This window comes from Carnobacterium maltaromaticum DSM 20342 (genome assembly GCF_000744945.1).
GTDB classification, from domain to species: domain Bacteria; phylum Bacillota; class Bacilli; order Lactobacillales; family Carnobacteriaceae; genus Carnobacterium; species Carnobacterium maltaromaticum.
Genome location: NZ_JQMX01000001.1, coordinates 2,906,951 through 2,929,327 on the forward strand (window position 1 = coordinate 2,906,951; position 22,377 = coordinate 2,929,327).

The window sequence follows — 22,377 nt, forward strand, 5'->3', positions numbered from 1 at the left end:
CTAGTAGATGAAAAAAAATATATATTGCTTAATAGCAGTCTTATTGGTAGGAATGCCTGTAGTACTTCCTTCACTTTCTCAGACATTTTTAAAAGGTATTCAGGCAGAAGAAAAAGAGTTCGAGATGTATGAAGAATCTGAAATTAATGGACTTAAGAATGAAGAGTTTAGTGGAACAAATTTGAATGAAGAAGGAGAATTAGAGTCTCCAATTCTTGAAATAGGAGAGGCAAATATTGAAGCTCAAATTAAAGACGAGTACTCAGTAGAATTGGAGCCTGAAATAGCACCAGCAAATGTGGCTATAATAACAAATGAAGTGGAATTAAGAGCAGCATTAGCCAACCCTAATGTTTTGGAAATAAGAATAAGTGGTGGTGGTGTGGGTGCGGATATTTTTGAGGGTGCACTAGAAGTAAATAGAAGAGTTATATTTAGAGGAGGAACGCTAAATTTTTATAATGATTCTTATATAAAAGTTACCCAAACAGGTGAATTGGTTGTGCGCAGAGAAAGAATGGATAGCGCGTTAACGTTAAATGCTAGAAGCGGTTCAACAGTTGATTCTTTAATAGTAATTGATGGTGGGAAATTAGATAATCAATTAACTAGTGATATGGATCAACTTACAATAAGGAATTATAGTGATAATAAAATGGCGGCTGTTCAAATATTGAATGATGGAGAATTCTATAATTTTGCAACATTGAGAATAGGTCAAACAACTAATCTTGATAGTCATGGAAGAGCAGAATTTGGAATTGGAATAAAGATGGATAGTGGGAAATTTGTTGATAGACCAGGAGGTAATCAAATCACAGCAGGGTATATATATGCTAGTAAAGCATTTGTTTCTTCAAGTGGAAGCAACATGATGCAGTTTGAATATAAAACTCAAGGGGCTGGAAGTACGATGATCTCTTCTGAAGTGGATAGTCCAATATTTACAAACTTAGATTCTGCTACTGTCTCTATTAGTTTAGATTCAATATTTACAAGCTTGGTTAGTATAGAAAGCATTAGTGAAAATTATCAATTTGGAATGGTTAATGTACAATTTATTGCCACACAAACAGGCAGAGACAGCCCAGTCATAAGTTATTTAAATGATGATAGATACGTTCATATGGTAACTTCAGGACAAAATATTTTAGGCAGATTTAGATCAGCTAGAGTACAAACTACCGTAGCAAACATACCACCAGTAAATTTACCGACAAATATCGAAATTATTCCTAATTCAGTAAGAATGCTACCCAATGATTCTGTTGGTTTAGCTATAGATTTTACACCAAATATAAATGAATTAGACAATACAAGTATATTTTGGTGGAGTGATAATGATCAGGTAGTTACAGTAAATCAAAATGGTGTTATTACAGGTAAATCAGTAGGAGAAGCGGAAATTTATGCTGAAACTATTAATGGATTAAGAGCAGTAAGTAGTGTAATTGTTGAAGAGTTTACTTTTGCATTTTCTGGAACAGATGGGAACTCCACAGCAATTGTTACGGGATATCATGGGACAGATACAGAGATAGAAATACCTAGTACAGCTGTGAATCGTGAAGCGGGTTGGACCACTACAAGTACAGTAATAGGGATTGATGACCGTGTATTTATGGATAAAGGATTAACGAATGTTTTGATTCCTGGAAGTATTACAGAAATAGGGGAAGCAGCTTTTTACAAAAACAAATTAAGTACGTTGATTATTCCAGATACTGTAAAAAGCATAGGACAACAAGCTTTTCTAGAAAATAACTTGACTGAACTTTATATAGGTAGTGGAGTATCTAGACTTGAAAATCAAGTTTTTGGATTAAATAATCTATCTAGCATCGTTATTCCAGATACGATTCAGCAGATTGAGACTTTAGCTTTTCATTCAAATAATTTAGCTGAGGTCACTATTCCTAAAACAGTCACTCACCTAGGCCTTAGATCCTTTGAAAATAATTCTTTAGAGAAAGTAACTTTTGAAGGAGAAATAACTGGATTAGGAGCTCAAGTTTTTGCACAAAATCCATTAAAAGAAATATATGTAGAAGAAAGTAGTTTAGTTCATTATCAGAGAGAGCTATCACCAAATATTATCAGGGGCGTAACGGGAAGAACCCTATTAACAGTGGATGAGCCACGTTATTCTGACGATACTCAACTAATCAATAATCTGATGGTAGGAGATGAGCTTTCATTTAGTGTGCTATCAAAAAATAGGTATCAATTAGATAATTTAGAAGCATTTGTATGGGAAGAGTTTATTCCAAATGTTGAATGGTTTAAGGATGCCCAAGCATTACCAACAGAAACAAAACAACAGTTTAGAATTGCAGAAGTAGAAGAGTCAGATAGTGGTTCTTATTATGCAATTGTGGATGGTTCAGAGCTCCCAAGTCTTTCTGTGGAAGTATCGCCATTAATTCAACCTGATATTCCAGCAATAAACCCAGAAGATGGAATTTTGGATTTGGAAAATACAAATCCAGTTATTGAGGGATTATCTTTAAGATATGTATCAGATTTATACTTTGATGCAACTACCTTTTCTTCATCTAATCAAACAGTATATGCGAATGACAATGATGGAATTCCAAAAGTTACTGTACAAGATATGCGTTCTGCTTTCAAAAGAAATGGATGGGAATTACAAGTTAGACAAAACCAATTATTTATGGACGGGGCAGAATTGATTTTTAATCCATTTGTGCATGAAATCAATCAAGATTTATTGAACATTAAATCGCATAATGGTGCTTTAACCGTTAATACAGAAGCACAAAGATTTGCAGGAACAACAACAACTGGAAATCCTAGTGGTATTGCTACTATGGGAATGGGATCAGTTGACGGAAGTGGAGTTTCTTTACAAATTCCTGGTGGTGTAGGTGTTGGAATTTATGAGGCAACACTCATTTGGAATTTAGTAGCAACACCAAGTACAGCGAATGAACATATTGCTGGAAAATAAGGAGGTTAAGTGGATGGGGATAGAAGATACGTGGGAAGATTGTACCATTTATTTAGTTGGTTTTTTAGTGAAACAGGATGAAAAGAGCAAACTCATCCATAAAACGCTTATATTCAGCTCATGCCATTCAATCAACAATGTAAAAGAGTTTATTCATGAAAAATTTAAAGGAGTAACTCATATAGATTATATTGATATTTGGAATGATGACGCACTGAGATTAAAACATTAAAGTGTGATGGTAATCTAAAGAATCACTAAATAATAAACACTAAAAAATCAAAGAAAATATTTTTTGTTTTTTTAGTCATACATACTTGCTGAACGAGCCAGATTTATACTTACGAAATCACAGATGGTTTATAGTTAATTTGATAAAAAAGAAATATGAGCTATGTGAACTATTCTCTATTAATGATACAGCTGGCTAAAGCATCGTATAGCTTTATAGATAGGCAAAATGTAATGATTTATTTTGAAAGAAAGGATAGTTATAAGATGATAAAAATAATGTGTATCTTTAATTTAATAGTGGGGTTTACATTTTTTACTACGAGTCTTGCTGAAGCAAATAATGCACCAAAATTTTCGGTTTCGCCTATTATTCCCGAAAACCAGATAAATGATGTCAGCTCCTATTTTAATTTAAGAATGGAAGCAGGTAAAGAACAAAATATTGAAGTAGAACTAACTAATAACCGAGATAGCTCAATTGAAATTGAAATTAAAGCTGTTACTGCAAAATCAAATCAAAATGGTGTGATTGATTACAGTCAGTTAGATGAAGATTTAGATCAAAGCCTATTGATTTCATTTTCTGAAATTAGTGAAGTAGAACAATTAATTGTTTTAAAAGCAAATGAGAGTAAAAAAGTTCCAATTACGATTAAGCTTCCAAGTGTGAAATTTGATGGAGTAATTTTAGGAGGCCTTAATTTTTCTGAAAAAATTAAAGCTGGAGAAGAACATACACAGATTAGCAATCAATTTTCATATTCATTAGCGGTTATGATTTCACAAACAGATGAAGAAGTGGTACCAATATTGAATTTAGAAGGTATCAGTGCTGCACAATCCAATTATCGCAATGTTATTAATGCAGAAATTCAAAATAGTCAAGCTGTAATTGTAACAGACATGTCAATTGATGCTCAAGTGTATAGAAAAAATGAAAAGGAACCCCTGTTTAATAGAAGGGTATCCAACTTTCAAATGGCACCAAACTCACGATTACCATTTTATATTCATACAGGCAGTGCTCCACTAGTCGCAGGAGACTACCGACTGGAAATGCAAGCTACTGTAAATGGGGAGAATTGGGAATGGGAAGAAGAGTTTACAATTGATGAAAAAACGGCAGTGGCATTAAATAAAACTGCGGTTGATTTAGACTCTAAGCAAAATGGGCTAATTTATCTACTGGTTGGTAGTGGATTAACGATAGGATTATTATCCTTTGGTGTTCTAATTAATAGTTATGTAAAAAAAGAAAAAGAGAAAAAAGCGTTAGAAGAAAAAAGAAAAGCTAGAAGAGAAAAAAAGCAGCTTTTAGAGCGAAAAAAAAGGAATGCATTAAAAAAGAACCAAATTAAACGAATTCAAGACTAGTTGAATTCGATTTTTAGAAAGGAGAAAAGATGGAAATACCAAAGTTATTAGAAATTTTTGGTGAAGGGATAGGTAGAAAAATGCTTCTGTTTTCTATGCTGTTTGATAAAGAACCACTAACAAAAAAAAAACTAGAAGTCCTTCCGTATTCTTATAAAACCCTTCAATCTGATTTGGAGCAATTAGCAGAAATTTTAAAAAAATGGGATGGGGATATTAGATTATCAAAATATTATAATGCTAGTCTTGTTTATTATAAATTAGAGCGAGAAGCTTTCTTTGCTCCTCAAACAGTTATTTCTTATATTTGTCAAAAAACACTAGAATTCAAAATTTTGGAACTATTTTTATATGGGAATTTAAAAAAAGTTCATCAGTTCTTACTCGAACATGGAATAGGCTATACCACCTATTATCGAGTATTGCGTAAAATTAGCGGATTGCTACAAAAGTATGGTATTTCTATAAATACAAACTCTTTAGAATTAGTGGGAAAAGAATCTGAAATTAGATTGTTTTATTTTCAATTTTTGTGGACATTGTGTGAGGGTTTTGGTTGGCCATTTAAGAATAGTGATGAAAAAAAAATTATAGAAAGAGCAGCAATAATAACCAAAAAGCATGGAATTGGAGTAATCGAAACTCGCAAGCTAACATACTGGTTGGCAATATGCGAAGTGAGAGAAAATAGAAAAATCACTATAAAAACCGAAGAGATTCCAAACGAAATCATAAAATTAGCCGAGGAACCTATTTATGAAAATTTAGTAGAAACATTGTTTACTGAATCACAACATAAACTGGGAAACGTTCAAAGGAGTGAAACAGAATGCTATTTCATATTTTGGATGATATTTGTAGATTGTGTAACGGATATTAGGATAGATGGTGCTAGTTTTGAACAGATAAGTAGCCGCTTTATCCCAATAATTAACGAAATATCTATTGATAGAAAGCTATATATTGATTTTTTGAAATTAATTAAATGGCAAGAGAATGATGGAGTTAAAGTAAGTGTCTCGTTGCTGCTTCATTCAATAAAAATAAATAGTTTTATTTCTGCGTTTTCTCAAGAGAGGATAGTTGAAGAGCTGCGTTATTTTATGACGAAATTTTTAAATCATAAAATTGAATTAATGTTGCATGATACATCCACTTTGTCATTATTAAAGAGTGAAATGAAAAATTTAGTAGCTAAAATACAACATGTAAAAATCAATATATTCTTAATTTCAAAGTATGGAGATTTTATGAAAAACAGGATATTAAAACAGTTGTCTAGTGATTTAAAAAAACAAGTAAATTGGTTAGCATTAAATGAAGAAATATCTGAAACAACAATAATTTTTACTGATAGTCCAATAGCTATGAATCCCCCCTATAAAAAAATAATCTATTTTTCTCACCCTGTATGTATAAAAGAAATTGAGAAACTAATTAAATTAAACTTAAATTATATAATGTAGTTTTTGTGAAATAGCTAATCCACTAAAAGGAGATGATTCTAGATGAATAAATTAAGAAATAAGTTAGTTGGAGCTACACTGTTAAGTATGTTAGCAGTTCCTATGATAATTGGAGTGCTACATGTACCTATAGGACTTAAGGCGATAACGGAAGCAGATATTTCAGCTGAAAAGGAAAGCATCAGTATGGTGAATTCAGTTCCTCGACCTGGTGAAAATATTGTAGTTACAAAAGAAAATTTTTTAGAACATTTTACTCTTTCTGGAACTGCAGCATATAGTTCAGATACGGGAATTGTTACTTTGACACCTGATTTACCTAGTAGTGCAGGAAGTTTTACTATGGATAGTCAAATAGATCTTGCTAGTTCTTTTTATTTAACAGGTAGAGTAAACCTAGGTAATAAAGCTGAACAGCAAGGCGGAGCTGACGGAATGGGTTTTGGTTTTCATAGCGGAGATGTACATTCAATTGGACGACATGGAAATGGTATGGGCTTAGCGCAATTACCAAATGTATTTGGTTTTAAACTAGATACGTATTATAATGGTTCCCATCAAAATAGTGAAGGAATTGCTGCAGATCCTTGGCTTAATAATCCTACTGGTTCACGCGTCGCAGCCTTTGGTGCTTTTGTGCACAGTCCGAATGCTATATTAACTACGGAGCAAAATTCAATGTTGGAAATCCCGGCTCCAAGTAATAACCAATTTAGAGATTTTTATATGGCATATGATACGATTGAAGATAAAGTGAAAATCGTCTATAACGGTCAAATTTGGGAACGTGACATTAGTACGTGGCATACTGGGTTAGATGCTCTTTCCTTTATTGTCTCTGCTTCAACAGGTCAGTATCATAATTTACAACAATTTGAGTTTACTTCGATGGAGTATACGCCTAAAGTATTTGAAGGTAATGCCGTCCAACAGCAAGTAACGCTCGGAGAAAGTTTAGCGACAAGAGATCTTCAATCTTTTGTAACGAATGTGACTTATGGAGATATACCTTTAAACCCCAATGAATATAATGTGACGCTAAAAGATATTGAAAATGATTTAGTCGGCACGGGGAAAGCTACAGTAATTGTAGAACATAATTTTTTAGGAGTACGTACAGAAATAGAAGTTCCTCTTGATGTTCGTTGGGGAGATACGATTTTAGCTAAGGGGTGGGGTGACTTAAGTGTTGGAGCCTATACGTATCACCCTGCAGAAAATAAAGTAACTGCGAACCAGGGAACAATCAATTCGTCTACACAAGTTCATCCTAATTTTACCAATAGATATTATTCAGTTAACTTGTATAATTTAACGAGCGGGGCTCAAAAAATTACAGATGCGAGAAACTATGTGTCTCATAGTGTAACGGGACAAGTGTCACCATTCGATGCAATTAATCAATTTTCAAATGGTACTCGAGTGGCGTCAACTCAAGTAGGGGATATTATTGAGTTGACACATGAAGAATCTCCCAATCGTCTTAGACAGATTGTGAGTGGACAAGAACAGCCGCTACGTACTAACAAAAATACAAGTTTTCTTGAATTAACAGTAAGTGGATATCAACAGCTACACTTTAATTTATTGAATGTTAAAAGTAATGGTGAAATTTCAAAATGGACAACGAATGATGAAATAGATGGTATGTTAGGAGAATTTTTAACGAACTCTGATTTTGAAACGGTTAGAATTATTGGTTTTAGTGAGTATCCAGATCGTTCAACTGTGGGAAACTCAATAGGGAAAATATTAGTTGAAGAATCGTTATCTACAGGAAATAAGGTTCAATATGAGTATGAAGTGAATTTTGAAGTAGCTGCAGTACCTGAATCAATTGAAGTAAGCCCAAAAATAGCAACAATAAAAACTGGGGAAACCCAGCAGTTATCAGCAAAAGTCTTACCAGAAAATAGTGTGAACACGGATCTTAAATGGACAAGTTCGAATGAAGAACTTGCTACAGTTGATGAAGAGGGAATCGTTTTTGGCAAACGACGAGGAGAAGTTGAAATTAGCGTAGAAACAACAAATGGATTAACAGATAGAGCAACAATTCAAATTGTTAATATAGAAATTCCATCGATTGATCCATCTAATCCGTCGTTAGAGGTAGACAAAGAGAATCCTAATGAAGGAAGTTTAGCTATTCGTTATGCCTCATCACTTAATTTTGGAGAAACTACTGTAGTTGGAAATGGTCAAGAATTAATTGCTTTACCTTCAAAAGATCAGGATGGTAGAGATATTTTAAACATGGTAACCATACAAGATATACGCCCTGAAGCTCAAAGAGATGGCTGGCAACTTCAAGTTCGACAAACAAGAGAATTAATAGGCGGGTCACAAATTATAATGACTCCTTTTGTACATGAAAGTCATCTTGCTGGAGATAGCATAAGCGTATATGAAGGTGACTTTATTCCAAATACAGATAGTCAAATTTTTGCATCAGCAAGTGAAGCTAATTCTAATCAAATTATTTCTTTTGGGATGCATAACCCACAAGAAGAAGGTGTAAGATTATTAATTCCACCAGGAATGGGTGCTGGAAGTTATCAAACAAATCTCCATTGGAATTTAGTCTCAGGTCCTAACCAGAAGAGAGAAGATTTTAGTTTTAGGTTTAGTGGCACTGAGGGAAATTCAGAAGCAAGTGTAACGGGATACAATGGTTCAGGTAAAAATGTTACTATCCCCAGAGAGGTTACAAATACAGCAGCTGGATGGACAACTCCAACTCCAGTTACTTCAATTGGTGATGGTGCTTTTCGTAATAAGGGCTTAACTAGTCTTCAAATTCCAAACTCTATTACCTCAATCGGATATCAAGCACTACGTGAAAATCAATTAAAAACATTAATACTTCCAAATTCATTAATTTCAATTGGAAATGGAGCGTTGGAACACAATCAATTAACGGAAATAGAGATTCCGGATACTGTCACCTCCATTGGGGAATGGGCCTTTAATGATAATCAGTTAGCAACAGTTGGAATGTCAAAGTCTGTTGAAACTTTTGGAAATCTTGTTTTTAGGGAGAATCCTTTGGCGGAAATTAATGTAGAGTCTGAATCTGAGGCGGAAAGACTAACGCATTTGTTAACTCCTACTGTAATGAACGGGGTTACAGAATTGACCGTTTTGCGAACAAATAAACAAAAATTCTATCAATTAGATGCTCTAAATCGAAGACTATGGCTTAATTTGGAAAATGAGTAGAAAAGATAGTTAGAGGATAAATATCATATTTCAGCTAATAAAATAAGACTAAAGGGAGTCCGATTAACCGTATGAAGAAAAAATATTTAGGTGGTGTACTACTACTAAACTCTCTATTAGGTCGAACGATTGCTCCAGAAGAGGCGAAGGCCATAAAGGATATAGATGAGTCGGTCCAACAAGTAAATGAGGCGAGTAATGGGGAGAAATCACCAGACGGCAGTTGGTTGTTGACAACATTAGATGGTCATTCTTTAGGGTACGATATCAACCAAAATGTGTTTGTTGTTGACCTAAGCAGTCAAGTGAAAGTTAATTATTTAGGAACAAATACGGGTGAAATGGCGTATCGCATTTTAACGAGCGATAGTACGGAAGAGTTAGAAATTGGGGAATATGTAGATGGGGATATCATTGATTTAAGTGCCTATACAGATGGGCTATATTATGCAGAAATAAGCAAAAAAAAATCACAAGGCTCTCAGCTTAATCCAGATACTATCTATGTTTTGATGAATAAAGAAAGTCTATTAGTTTCTATTGAAATCGTTGGCCCCCATGGAATGATTAACCCAGAAAAAGTCACTTATGTAGTTGAGCCAGAAATTTCTGAATTACAGTGGACCATAAAAGATGAAGAAGGAAATTTTGTTTTAGATGGAGAAGGGAGTTCAATTGAGGACGAGATACTAACTACCTTTTCTGGAAGTACGTATTTAATAAATGCTACAGTAAAAGCTCAGTCAAAGTATGGCAACCAATTGAAAAATCAAAGTGAATCCCGTTTTATGATTCGACATCCAAAATCGGATATGAAGATGGACCAAACTTACAATCCAACCTCAATTGTTGGAATAAAAAATATTGACGAGTCTAGACTTGAGTGGAAAGTAAGTGAAACCAGTGGAAGGTTAATTGAAAGTGGAGAAGGAGAGATTCTTTCAGAAGAATTTTTACGTTTATTGCCTGAAAATACTTACGAAATTTCTTTTACAGAAACTAGCCCAGAAAACGAAACTCATATATCTAAGAAAGTATTTAATATTCGTTTTCCAGAGTCAACGACAACGATTGACCGTCCTTTTAATCCAAGAGTAATTACGGGTGAGAAAAAAATTCCAGAATCAACACTGGAATGGAGTATTAAAGATGTCTTTGGAACTAGTATTGAATCAGATAGTGGAGCAGAAGTGCCACAGATGATTTTGCTTAATCTCTTACCAGGAGAGTATATTATTTACTTTACTGAAACGAGTCCAGAGGGGGATGCGCATACATCAAATGGAACCTTTAGTATCCGTCATCCAGAGTCAACAATAGCTATAGACCGTCCGTACAACCCAAGATATATTGTAGGTGAAAAATCCATTCCAGAATCGTTAGTAGAATGGGTGATTACAGATATGGGAGGTAGGGAAAGTGCTTGGGGAAATGAGGAAAGTATTTCTGAGGATATTCTTATGAATTTACCAGAAGGAACGTACTTGGTAGACTTTACAGAAATTAGTCCTGAAGAAGAAAGACATACGTCTCAGGGGACCTTTACAATTCGTTATCCAGAAGCAAGCCTTACAATGGATCGTCCGTATAACCCAAGATCTATATGTGGTGAACAAAAAATTCTAACTTCTAGCTTAACTTGGGTAATTAAAGATGAATCTGGTAGTGTGATTGAACATGGAAGTGGAGATGAAATTCCGCAAGAACTTATCCAAAATTTACCAGAATCAATTTATGTAGCTGGTTTTAAAGAAACAAGCCCCGAGGAAGAAACACATACTGTTTGGGAAGAATTTAGAGTTCGTTATCCAGAATCAAGTACAATGGTTAACCGAGTGTATAATCCGACAGTTGTGACAGGTGGGAAGAAAATTGCCGAGTCCAGATTGGAATGGATTATTAAAGGAGACAGTGATGAAATTGTTGATTCTGGCGAAGGTTCACAAATCCCCTATGAACAAATAGCACATTTGGAAGAAGGCAATTATGTTGTTGAATATACAGAAATTAGTCCAGAAGAGGAAACTCATACATCAAATGGACGTTTCATTATTAGATATCCAGAATCTGTTACCACAATTGATCGAGTATACAATCCAAAATCTGTGACTGGGAAAAAGAAAATTCCCGATTCAAGATTAGAATGGGCAATACGCGATGAAGAAGGAAATGTTATTGAATCTAATGAAGGAAACAAGATTCCTCAACGAATTATTGTTCGATTACCAGAGGGGGATTATTTAGCAGAGTTTACAGAAAAAAGTCTCGAAGACAAAATCCATGTATCAAATGGTCGCTTTACAATTGTACGGCTAGTCGATCCAGAGGAATCAGAGGAATCGTCAAAAAAAGATCTTCCGACTAAACATGACCCAGAGGATGATCAAAGCACCTTAATCGTGTATTATCAAGAAGTTCGAATTCTAAGTACAGGAGAAGGTTCTCCAAAAGAAATGATCGTTTCTTAATGATTGAGAAGCAAATAAAATAATGTAATAAAAAAGAAAGCTCAGCCTATCATTATTATTAGGTTGGGCTCTCTTTTTTGATATAGGGGCTAGTAAGGAGGTAGGATTTTGTTGTATTGAAAAAGAGTTTATATTTTATTTGAAAGAATGTTATGATGTTAAAAATAATAGTTGTTAACGAATACGTAATTATTTAAGCTAATTAAAAATAGGGAAATTAATCAGCAGAAAATTAGATTAAGATGTTAATGAAAAAATAGTGATATTAACACGATTTCTTAACGTTTTTTTAGTAAGATAGTGGAGTAAAGAAAAAATATAGTAGGTAAATCAGAATAAGGTCAATGTGAGTTTATGAGTTAGCTTTTTTGAAAAAAGATAAATGGTAAAAATGACAGAAAGTGTCATTCCTCCCATTTCCTATTTTTCTGCCAGAGTTAAACGTCTCAACGAGCTTTTTATTACAAAAGGAGGAATGTACTAAATGGAGGAAGAAGTGTTACTTGCAAAGGGACTAACGAAACAAGTTGGTCGTAAAATACTGGTAAAAGAAGTCGATATATCGATTGGTAAAGGGGAAATTGTCGGTTTATTAGGTCCTAATGGTGCCGGTAAAACGACAATTATTCGCATGCTGACAGGTCTGATTTCTAGAAATTCTGGGACTGTTAAAATTAATTCCAATGATTTAGATGGAAATTTTGAAGGATGCATGGAAGATGTCGGGGCGATTATTGAAAACCCTGAATTTTATAAGTATCTTAGCGGCTGGGAGAATTTAAAACAGTTTGCTCGTATGAGTCGCAAAACAATTACAGATGAAGAAATAAAAAAAGTGGTGGAACGTGTTCGTTTAACTGAAAGCATTCAAAACAAAGTTAAAACCTACTCATTAGGCATGCGCCAACGATTAGGAATTGCTCAAGCCATTATTCACCATCCTTCTTTACTGATTTTAGATGAACCCTTAAATGGGGTTGATCCTAAAGGAATGCACGATTTTAGACAATTAATGCGTGAAATTGTGCAAGATGGAACCAGTATTTTAATTTCTAGCCATTTACTTTCAGAAATGGAGTTATTAGCAGATAAAATCATTATTATTGAAGAAGGTAAATTAACTCACATTGAAGATTTAACAAAGGCAGATGAAAAACCAGAAAATAGTCTGTTACACATCACGATTGAAACTCCTGAACAAAGTCTACTACAAAAGGAAGTTGCTTTAATGGGGTTAACAGTCATTGCTCATAGTGCGAATTCATTAACGATTGAAATTGAGAAAAATCAAATTCCAGCATTTATTGAGCATGGGGTTCAAAAAGGGATTCCTTTTTATGGAATTACACCGCATGTTTCAACGTTGGAAGAACGCTTCCTGGAATTGACTAAAGGAGGAAGTTTACGATGATAAATTTGGTTATTAATGAAAGTCGCAAATTAATTTTTAGACGCTCATTTATTGTGTATTTGATTATTATTTTTGGTTTAGTTGCATTAGTCGGGGGAATAAATAAATACGCCTACAGCCTGAACTCTAATGAATATTTCGAGCAAAAAGCAGGAGATGAAGGCGAGCCTGTTAAGAAAACTATTAAAAAAGGGATTCCTGTTTTCACTTATTCTGAGGATGGAAAACCTGTCACAAATCTTGAAGAAGCCGTTAAAATTAGTCGAAGTAATCTACTGGCAGCACAAGCCAAAGAGAAAGAAGATTATCCAAATGAAATTGCTTATGCACAAAAGGAATTGGATTATTATGAAGCCTATTTGAAAAAAGGTGTGACTCCAATTACGACCAATAATGGTGGTGAATCAGCTGGAAGTTTCTTTTCTAGTTTAGGTGGAATTTTAAGTATTGTAAATATGTTAGTTGTAGTTGTTGCAAGTATGATGGTTGCTTCTGAGTTTAGCGATGGAACTATTAAATTATTGCTGACTAGACCTCATAAACGTAGTCAAATTCTTCTGTCTAAACTAATCGTTTGTTTATTATTTGCTGCTTTTGTGACGCTATTTACGATGGTAGCTGCTGGAATTGTTGGGGCAATCCTGTTTCCTGTTCAGTCCTTTATGCTCCCTGCCTCGACAATGTTGGGGACAATGTCCGCCTTAAAAGCTGGATTTGTTTTAGCCGGAACCAACTATCTATTAATGGTTCTTTACATCAGTGTTGCATTAATGATTTCGGCAGTTTTCCGTTCTCAAGCTCTTGCCGTAGGAATTGCGATGTTAATGGTCTTTTCAAGTTCGATTATCAATACATTCTTATCCCTACTAATACCAAAATGGGAACCACTAAAATGGATTGTTTTTAATTTGTTAAATATTAATGAATTGGGACGTGGCAATTCTATCCCTGGAGATATTAGTTTAGTAGCTGCAGGGATTGGATTACTTCTATACAGCATCTTGATTTATATGTTAACTGTTTATCTATTTAAAAAACGCGACGTTGCTTTAACTTAAATAGTTGTGCAAAAAGTAGAAATATCCTATCTTGGGTATTTCTATTTTTTTTAAATTCAATAGATTGTGCTATACTTTAGAGACAGTTAAGTAATAGGCAAAGATGAAAGTGAAGTGATTGAAGAATGTCGATTGGCTGGCTTTATTTTATCGTGATTATTTTAGCAAATACTGTGGGTTCATTATCTGGTATGGGTGGTGGAGTGATAATTAAACCAGTATTAGATGCAATTGGAGCCCACTCTGTCGGGACAATTTCTTTTTATTCTAGTATAGCTGTGTTCACAATGGCCATTGTCTCCACTATTAAGCAGGTGAAGAACGGCGTGACAGTCAAACCAAAAACGGTCCTATTCCTTTCGCTAGGTTCTGTATTAGGTGGTATTATTGGGAATGTGACTTTTGAGGGCTTATTAAGGATCTATTCTGATGAACAGGTCGTTCAAAAAATTCAAATTAGTTTAACAATTGTTTCTTTGCTGTTTGCCATCGTATATACCCACTATAAATGGTCTTCATGGCAACTTACAAAGATTCATTGGTATTTTAGTGCTGGACTATTTTTAGGTTTTTTAGCAACGTTATTGGGAATTGGCGGTGGACCGATTAATGTGGCATTACTCATGCTCTGTTTTGGGTTTCCAATCAAAGAAGCAACCGTTTATTCTATTGTCACAATCTTGTTTTCTCAATTTTCCAAATTGATTGCAACAGGTTTATCCACAGGCTATCAAATTTTTGATTTAAGCTTACTTTCTTTTATTATTCCAGCTGCGATTTTTGGCGGATTTTTAGGGGCGCAATTAAGTGGCATCCTATCAGATAAAAGAGTCTTACAAGTCTATCAATTCGTAGTGGTAGCTGTGATTGGGTTGAACCTTTGGAATTTATTTTAAGCCTAAGAACAAGGGATAGGAATTACCTTGTTCTCAGGCTTTTTATCTTTTTACATAATTTTTTACAGGGTAGTCTTCCACAGCAAGAGCTGTTTCTTGTTCCAGTACAAGTTGAGCTAGCATTTTTCCAATTAAAGGTCCGGTTGTTAAACCAGAAGATCCTAATCCACTAGCAACATAGAGCTGGGGATTATCGGGTATTGGACCAAAGAAAGGTGCGAAGTCAGATGTATAAGCTCGTGTTCCGACTTTTGTTTCAATTAAATCAGCTGTGGATAATTCTGGAGCCAAGTCGCTAGCTTCCGTAATCATGGCTTTAATTTCTGGTGAAGTTGGAGATAAATCATAGCCTAAATCGTTCTCATGAGTGGCTCCAACTAAAATATGTCCATGACTGAACGGAATGATATCTTTTTCGCCATGTGGAATTACCACTGGCCATTGCTGTGAGTTATCCACTGTGGATAAGTGTAAATGAGCCAATTGACCCTTTTGTGGACGAATATCCACAGAATAACCTAAGGGTGTGAGTAATTCGGGCAACCAAGCGCCTACAGCTAGGATAATTTGTTGATAATTTTCGACGCCAGTCGGAGCATGAATCTTAAATGAGTGGTCTTCTGCTTGTTGTAGCATTATTTTACCAGCTATAAATGTCCCACCATTATCTAGTAGCATCTCAATTAATTTTTTTGTTAACAAATGACCATCCACACGAGCACCACCACTAGCAAACAGAGCTGATTCAGTTGTTTTTAAAAGCGGTATTTTAGCTTCAATTTCACTTGGTGATAGAATTTGTAACTCGCCTATTTCAGGTGCGGTTTCACGTCTTTTTAGTGCTAATTTTTCTAATTTAAGTAGCGTTGCTGGATTTTTTTTGAAAATTAACGCGCCAACTTGTTGATAGATCTCAGAGTCAGAGTAATCTTCCCCTAAATCATGCATCAATTGTGGATAAAAAGCTGCTCCAGATGCTGCCAGTTGATACCATTCTTTATTGCGTCGTTGTGAAAGCCAGGGACAAATAATTCCGGCGGCTGCCGCTGTAGCTTGCCCATTTCCATCATCATACAGTGTCACTGAATAGCCTGCTTTTGCTAAGTAAAAGGCTGTTGTTGCTCCAACAATACCGGCTCCAACAATTCCAATTCGTTTATTTTTCATTATAGTGTCCTTTCTATTAACGATTCTCTTGTTATTGTATCATACTCATAGGAGTAGAAAAATGGGGATAAAATCTGAAAACGGTTTACAAGTTAAAAAAAATGTAGTATTCTATTTTGTATAGTCATTCGAATGAATTATATTTATGCGTATATTTAGGAGGAGTTTTATGAGTGGAATGTTAGATAATCTATTAAATAAATTTTTAAAATTTGCTAATACAAAAACCATAACAGCATTGAAAGATGGGTTTGTTTTAACGATGCCGATTACATTAGTTGGCTCACTATTTTTACTGATTGCTAATTTACCGTTTCAAAATTATGGTTCGTTTATGGCAAAAACTTTTGGAGAAAATTGGAATATTGGGTTAAACCAAGTTTCAGCGAATACTTTTGATATTTTAGCGATGGTTATTGCTATTGGTATCGGTTATGCTTATGCTACTAACGAAAAAGTTGATGGGATTTCATGTGGGATTCTTTCTTTTGTTTCCTTTTTAATTGTTTCGGCTTCTTCGACTATTACTGAGTCTAATGAAATTGTGACAGGCATTATCCCTCGTGCTTGGACAGGCGGAAATGGTGTTATTGCAGCAATATTAGTCGGGATTTTTGTTGGGAAAATATTCTGTTTCTTTATGAAGCGCAACATCACGATTAAAATGCCTGCTGGAGTTCCAGTCGGTGTCGCCAATTCATTTGCAGCTTTAATTCCAGGTTTTGTTATTATTCTTATTTCAATGGTTGTCTATCAACTTTGCATGATGATTGCCAACTTATCCTTAACGGAATTAATCTTTAAAGTTCTACAAACGCCTATGCAAAATTTAACGGATACATGGGTAGGTGGTATTCTAATTGTGCTTTTAATGTCTGTCTTATTCTGGGCTGGTTTGCATGGACCCAATATTATTATGGGGGTAATGGCACCGATTTTGACAGCCAACTCAATTGCCAATCAAGGCATTGTTGAATCAGGAAAAGCATTGACGATGGCCAATGGTGCTAGAGTGATGACGCCACAATTAATTGATAATTTTGTTAAATTTGGTGGCACAGGGATTACGTTAGGCTTACTGATTGCGGCTTTATTAGCTGCAAAATCAAAACAAATGAAAGAAATCTCCAAGCTATCAATTGTACCAGGCTTCTTTAATATTAATGAACCAGTTATTTTCGGTTTACCGATTGTGTTTAATCCAATCATGTTAATTCCCTTTATTCTTGTCCCTTTGATCGGGTTAATTATTACTTACGGGGCGATTACAGTTGGTTTTTTAACCCCTTTTAATAATGTACAAGTTCCTTGGACAACACCACCGATTATTTCTGGCTTTATTTTAGGTGGATTTAAGGGAGCTTTGATTCAAGTCATTATTTTAGTTCTTTCTGTTGTTATTTACTTCCCATTTATGAAGAAGCAAGATCAACAGAACTTACTAGCTGAAGCAGAAGAAAAGTAAGCAATAAAACGTAAATCTTAGTTCTTATAAGCCAACTTTTCGAGAAAAAGAAGGAATTTTGAGGTGACAAAAAGCGTCACATCAAATTCTCCTATTTTTCTGCAGAGCCTAACCGGTTCAACAAACTTTTTATTAGGCTAGTTCTTATGAGCCAACTCCTCGAGAAAAAGATAAAAATTCGAAAGGACAAAAAACGTCCTATCAATTTTTCCTATTTTCTTGCCGGAGCTAACCGGCTCAACAAACTTTTTATATAAGGAGAGGGAAAACATGAAAAAAGATTTTTTATGGGGTGGTGCTGTTGCCGCTCATCAAATTGAAGGTGGTTGGGATCAAGGCGGTAAAGGTGTCAGTATCGCTGATGTTATGACAGCCGGTGCCAACGGTGTTCCTCGCGAAATTACCAATGGCGTTATTCCAGGGAAAAATTATCCAAATCATGAAGCAATTGACTTTTATCATCATTACAAGGAAGATATTGCGCTATTTGCAGAAATGGGCATGAAATGTTTTAGAACATCGATCGCTTGGAGTCGTATTTTTCCAAATGGAGATGATTTAGAGCCCAATGAAGCGGGGTTACAATTTTATGATGACTTAATTGATGAGCTCTTAAAATATGATATTGAACCGATTATCACGCTGTCTCATTTTGAATTTCCTTATCATTTATATACAGAGTATGGTGGTTTTAGAAATAAAAAGCTGATTGATTTTTTTGTGAAGTATGCAGATGTTGTGATGAATCGTTATAAAGATAAAGTGACGTATTGGATGACTTTTAATGAGATTAATAATCAAGCAGGTGGGCATGAAGAAATTCATAACTGGACCAATTCTGCTGTGAAAATCGAAGCTGGTGAAAATCCAGAAGAAGTGATTTATCAAGCGGCTCTTTATGAATTGATTGCTAGCGCTAAAGTTGTCAAATTAGGGCATCAAATTAATCCCGAATTTAAAATTGGGTGCATGATGGCTTATGTGCCAATTTATTCTTATTCTTGTAATCCAGCGGATATGATGGCTTCGGTAAAAGGTATGGAGCAACGTTATTTTTATAATGATATTCATGCTCGAGGAGAAATTCCAACGTACACTTTGAAAGAGTGGGAAGCAAAAGGCTATCATATCGAGTACACTCCAGAAGATTTAAAATCTTTAAAAGAAGGAACTGTTGATTATATTGGCTTTAGTTATTATATGTCTGCAGCTATTACAACGCTGGAAGAAATTGCAGGGCATAAATTAACAGAAACTGGACCTGAAAAGATTGTGACAAACCCCTATGTGAAAGCAAGTGATTGGGGCTGGCAAATCGATCCAATTGGTTTGCGCTATGTCTTAACAACGGTCTATCAGCGTTACAATTTGCCTTTATTTATTGTTGAAAATGGCTTTGGTGCATACGATAAAATTGCCGCAGATGGCACAATAAATGATGATTATCGAATCGACTATTTAAAAGCGCATATTACTGAAATGAAAAAAGCGGTGGATGAAGATGGTGTTGATTTACTGGGTTATACCCCTTGGGGCGTGATTGATATTGTTAGCTTTGGAACTGGCGAGATGGAAAAACGGTATGGTTTTATTCATGTGGATAAAGATAATCAAGGTCAAGGAACATTGAAACGCACCAAGAAAAAATCCTTCGAGTGGTATAAAAAAGTCATTTCAAGTAATGGTGAAATACTTTAAAAATAGAACTAAACTACCGTTGTAAAGGAGTATTTGTTTCAACTAAAGAGTATGGTAAAATGAAAGCAATGATAAAAAAGGATGCGTTAAAATGAAGTATGAAGCTTTTGTGGAATTGCTTGAACAGGATATAAATAATGGACGATACGATCAAGATGGCAAATTACCTTCTGAGGATGTGCTGATTGAATCCTATCAAGTAACACGCTACACGTTGCGTAAAGCCATTGCTTTTTTAGTTGAACGAGGACAGCTATATCAAGTTCAAGGTAGCGGTATTTATTTAAGGCGCAGAGCCAAAAAAGGCTATTTTAATTTAGATGATACCCAAGGCATTACGTCAGAGTCCCGTGGTATCAATCAAAATGTTGAAACTAAAGTTGTCAGTTTAGAAGAAATTCAATTTAAAGATGCAGCCTTTGTGCCAGAAGGTTTGTCACTGTCACCTGAAACGATTCTTTATTTTGTTAAACGATTGCGTTTGTTAGACGGCAAACCTTTTGTAGTGGAGCATTCCTATTATATTAAAAGTTTAGTTCCATATTTAAATCATGAAATTGTGGAGCAATCTATTTTCCATTACTTAAAAGAAGTCGTTAAGCTGAAATTTGGCTTTGCAGATAAAATTATTCGAACAGAAAAATTAACTCAAGAAGTAGCGACATTACTAGAATTAAAAAAAGATGATCCGACTTTAGTGATTATTGATGAAGCGTATCTTTCCAATGGCGCTCTTTTCAATTATTCAAAGCTCTATTATCATTATGAAAATTCTGAATTTTTTATGCATGCTACGATGAAATAACTTAGAAAAGCTGGAACCGACTTTCGATTAGTTGGTTTCAGCTTTTTTGAATGAAAATTGACTATAGTTTGTACATAGATTCGTTTAACTTTTCCCTAGCTAGGGAATCAGAGAGTATAGTATGATAAAGGTGGAAAGAAAGCGTTTACTAGGAGGCCGACTCAACGAGCTTTTTATTAAATAGAATAAAGGAGGAGAAAATAAAATGAATTCAGTCTTTAAACGATTGAAAAATTATCAAGAAGTCTATTACTTAGGAGAGAATAGTGTTTTCCAAAAATCAAAAATAAAAGGTAAATTTCATAGTCAATACACTCGCTACGGACAACCGAATGAGGTTGCAGGAGGCGGCTTTGCTAAGAGAGAGTTGTTGGAATTGTTACCATCAGATACAGTAGAGCAAACGGATATAGCTATTACACATCGCTATGATCGCAACTTAAAAAAAGATGCTTTTCACTTAGTTATAACGAAAGGAACCGGGGTTGAGTTAACAGCTAGTAATGAACGAGGACTTAAATACGGTATGGAAGCTTTAGAAAAAGCTATTTACTCAAGTAATCAACAAGTCGTTGTGCCAGAGTTGACGATACATCATGAGCCTAGTTTTCCGATTCGTGGGGTTATTGAAGGGTTTTATGGAATTCCGTGGACTCATGATAGTCGGTTAGATTGTATTCATTTCCTAGGAAAGCATCAGATGAATACCTACATGTATGCACCAAAAGACGATGAACTCCAAAGGAAATTATGGCGTGAAAAATACCCAGCAGAAAAAATAGAAGATTTTGAAGAACTTTTAGTAGCCAGCCAAAATGCATTGGTGGATTTTTATTATATGATTAGTCCTGGGAATGATATTGTGTATACCAAAGAAGATGAAGTAGGGGTCTTACAACAAAAATTAAAGCAAATGATTGAAATTGGAGTCAGCCATTTTGGTTTATTGCTAGACGATATTGATTATTATTTAAAAGGGGAAGCCAAGCAAAAATTTGGCACACCAGGTTTAGCTCATGCGTATCTAATCAAACAAAGTTATAGCTATTTAAAAAACGAGTTAGCTCATTGTCAGTTAGTCATTTGCCCAACCGAGTATGATACACGCTATGATTCTGTTTATTTACATGAACTATCAGATAATCTGCCCCCAGAGGTTCAGATATTTTGGACAGGTCCAGAAACACTAGCTCATGAAATACCAACTAGTGATATAGCAAAAATGTCAGAAATCTTTCATCATCCAACTATCATTTGGGATAATACGCCAGTTAATGACTTTGAAGATGACAAAGAACGTCTATTTTTATCTCCTTACTACAATCGTTCGTACCGTTTAAATCAGTTTGGTGTAGTTGGAATTGTTGCGAATCCAATGTCTCAATGGGAGCTTTCTAAATTAACTATTGGCAATATGGCGCAATTTATGTGGAATGCGCCAGGTTTTGATTTAACAACTTCATGGCAAGAAACGTTAGCAGATTATGCAGGTAGTGAGTATGTAGAAAGCTTGGAAGTATTCACTAGTCATAATGAAAATAAGAGAATGATTCAGCCCTTACCTCTAGAGTTGAAAAAGGCCTTAGAAATGCGTGACAAAAACTATCTCAATCAAAGTTTAACTGGATTAAATCAAGCTGTTGAAAAATTAAAAACACTCCCAAATAAGACTTTTCAAAAAGAAATTGCGCCATGGTTTAAACGTATGGAACAAGATTATCAATTATGGCAAGCCATTTTAGCAGAAGATCACGAACTAGTCAGAAAATTAGGAACTGAATTAAAAGGCGCAAAGGTTCGAATTGGAACGAATCTACCGTTAACCGCAGCTTTACTGTGGGGGTTAGTAGACTAAAATATTTTTTTAGTAAGATTGTATAGATTAATTTAATCTTTTAAATGAAAGTTAAGTATATTCTATTTTTAACTACTAAACCAGTTCTGTGTGGAACTGGTTTTTTCTTCTATTCCCCTTTTAGGATATCTTCATAAGAGAAATTTTGTAACAAGTCTCTTGTAGATTAAACAAATATAATATCCAAATGGCTTGTGTGAGTTTGGCGATAGGTTATGCTTAAGAATAAAGTGAATAATAAAAATATAAAATAAATGTATTGAACTATTTATTCTGACCTTTATTTA

General features: G+C 34.7%; 14 protein-coding genes. 13 read left to right on the forward strand and 1 reads right to left on the reverse strand.

All coding sequences use genetic code 11. The features are described from left to right. The first annotated feature begins 7 nt into the window (after positions 1-7). The 9 genes from BR77_RS13570 to BR77_RS13610 all read left to right on the forward strand — a co-directional run bounded on the left by BR77_RS13570 (position 8) and on the right by BR77_RS13610 (position 15,100). A complete protein-coding gene (locus BR77_RS13570) occupies positions 8-2,971 on the forward strand; it encodes a leucine-rich repeat protein (RefSeq protein ID WP_035065362.1) in 2,964 nt (987 codons plus the stop codon). 13 nt (positions 2,972-2,984) lie between these two features. After that, positions 2,985-3,203 (forward strand): hypothetical protein, encoded by a 219-nt coding sequence (locus BR77_RS13575; protein ID WP_015077467.1) that lies wholly within the window; start codon positions 2,985-2,987, stop codon positions 3,201-3,203. A 266-nt stretch (positions 3,204-3,469) separates the two neighbouring features. Continuing rightward, the gene (locus tag BR77_RS13580) at positions 3,470-4,579 is read left to right on the forward strand and encodes a WxLIP family cell surface protein (protein WP_016356621.1); all 1,110 of its coding nucleotides are present in this window, start codon (positions 3,470-3,472) and stop codon (positions 4,577-4,579) included. A 29-nt stretch (positions 4,580-4,608) separates the two neighbouring features. Next, entirely contained in the window at positions 4,609-6,045 is a 1,437-nt protein-coding gene (locus BR77_RS13585; RefSeq protein ID WP_016356620.1) for a helix-turn-helix domain-containing protein, read from the forward strand. Positions 6,046-6,087: 42 nt separating this feature from the next. Beyond that, complete coding sequence (locus BR77_RS18355) at positions 6,088-9,267, forward strand: lectin-like domain-containing protein (RefSeq protein ID WP_015077463.1); 3,180 nt, start codon at positions 6,088-6,090, stop codon at positions 9,265-9,267. 71 nt (positions 9,268-9,338) lie between these two features. Continuing rightward, positions 9,339-11,735: a hypothetical protein gene (locus tag BR77_RS13595; RefSeq protein ID WP_015077462.1), complete on the forward strand. Its 2,397-nt coding sequence runs from the start codon at positions 9,339-9,341 to the stop codon at positions 11,733-11,735. A 484-nt stretch (positions 11,736-12,219) separates the two neighbouring features. Beyond that, on the forward strand, positions 12,220-13,146 hold the full coding sequence (locus BR77_RS13600; protein WP_016356619.1) for an ABC transporter ATP-binding protein: 927 nt from the start codon (positions 12,220-12,222) through the stop codon (positions 13,144-13,146). After that, positions 13,143-14,204, forward strand: a complete 1,062-nt coding sequence (locus tag BR77_RS13605; RefSeq protein WP_010054630.1) for an ABC transporter permease — start codon at positions 13,143-13,145, stop codon at positions 14,202-14,204. Before BR77_RS13600 ends, BR77_RS13605 begins: the two co-directional genes overlap by 4 nt. A 125-nt stretch (positions 14,205-14,329) precedes the next feature. After that, positions 14,330-15,100 (forward strand): sulfite exporter TauE/SafE family protein, encoded by a 771-nt coding sequence (locus tag BR77_RS13610; RefSeq protein ID WP_015077459.1) that lies wholly within the window; start codon positions 14,330-14,332, stop codon positions 15,098-15,100. A gap of 42 nt (positions 15,101-15,142) precedes the next feature. On the opposite strand, the gene BR77_RS13615 is transcribed toward BR77_RS13610, so the two are convergent. Continuing rightward, positions 15,143-16,267, reverse strand: coding sequence for an NAD(P)/FAD-dependent oxidoreductase (locus tag BR77_RS13615; protein WP_015077458.1), 1,125 nt, complete (start codon positions 16,265-16,267; stop codon positions 15,143-15,145). 169 nt (positions 16,268-16,436) lie between these two features. Here BR77_RS13615 and BR77_RS13620 point away from each other — a divergent pair, with 169 nt between their 5' ends. From BR77_RS13620 to BR77_RS13635, 4 genes are all read left to right on the forward strand, one after another. Beyond that, positions 16,437-17,732, forward strand: a complete 1,296-nt coding sequence (locus BR77_RS13620; RefSeq protein ID WP_015077457.1) for a PTS sugar transporter subunit IIC — start codon at positions 16,437-16,439, stop codon at positions 17,730-17,732. A gap of 270 nt (positions 17,733-18,002) precedes the next feature. Next, entirely contained in the window at positions 18,003-19,430 is a 1,428-nt protein-coding gene (locus BR77_RS13625) for a 6-phospho-beta-glucosidase (protein WP_015077456.1), read from the forward strand. Positions 19,431-19,521: 91 nt separating this feature from the next. Further along, positions 19,522-20,235 carry a GntR family transcriptional regulator gene (locus tag BR77_RS13630; RefSeq protein WP_015077455.1) on the forward strand — a complete coding sequence of 238 codons (714 nt, stop codon included), beginning with the start codon at positions 19,522-19,524 and terminating at the stop codon, positions 20,233-20,235. 205 nt (positions 20,236-20,440) lie between these two features. Further along, the gene (locus BR77_RS13635) at positions 20,441-22,090 is read left to right on the forward strand and encodes a protein O-GlcNAcase (RefSeq protein WP_015077454.1); all 1,650 of its coding nucleotides are present in this window, start codon (positions 20,441-20,443) and stop codon (positions 22,088-22,090) included. Positions 22,091-22,377 lie beyond the last annotated feature (287 nt).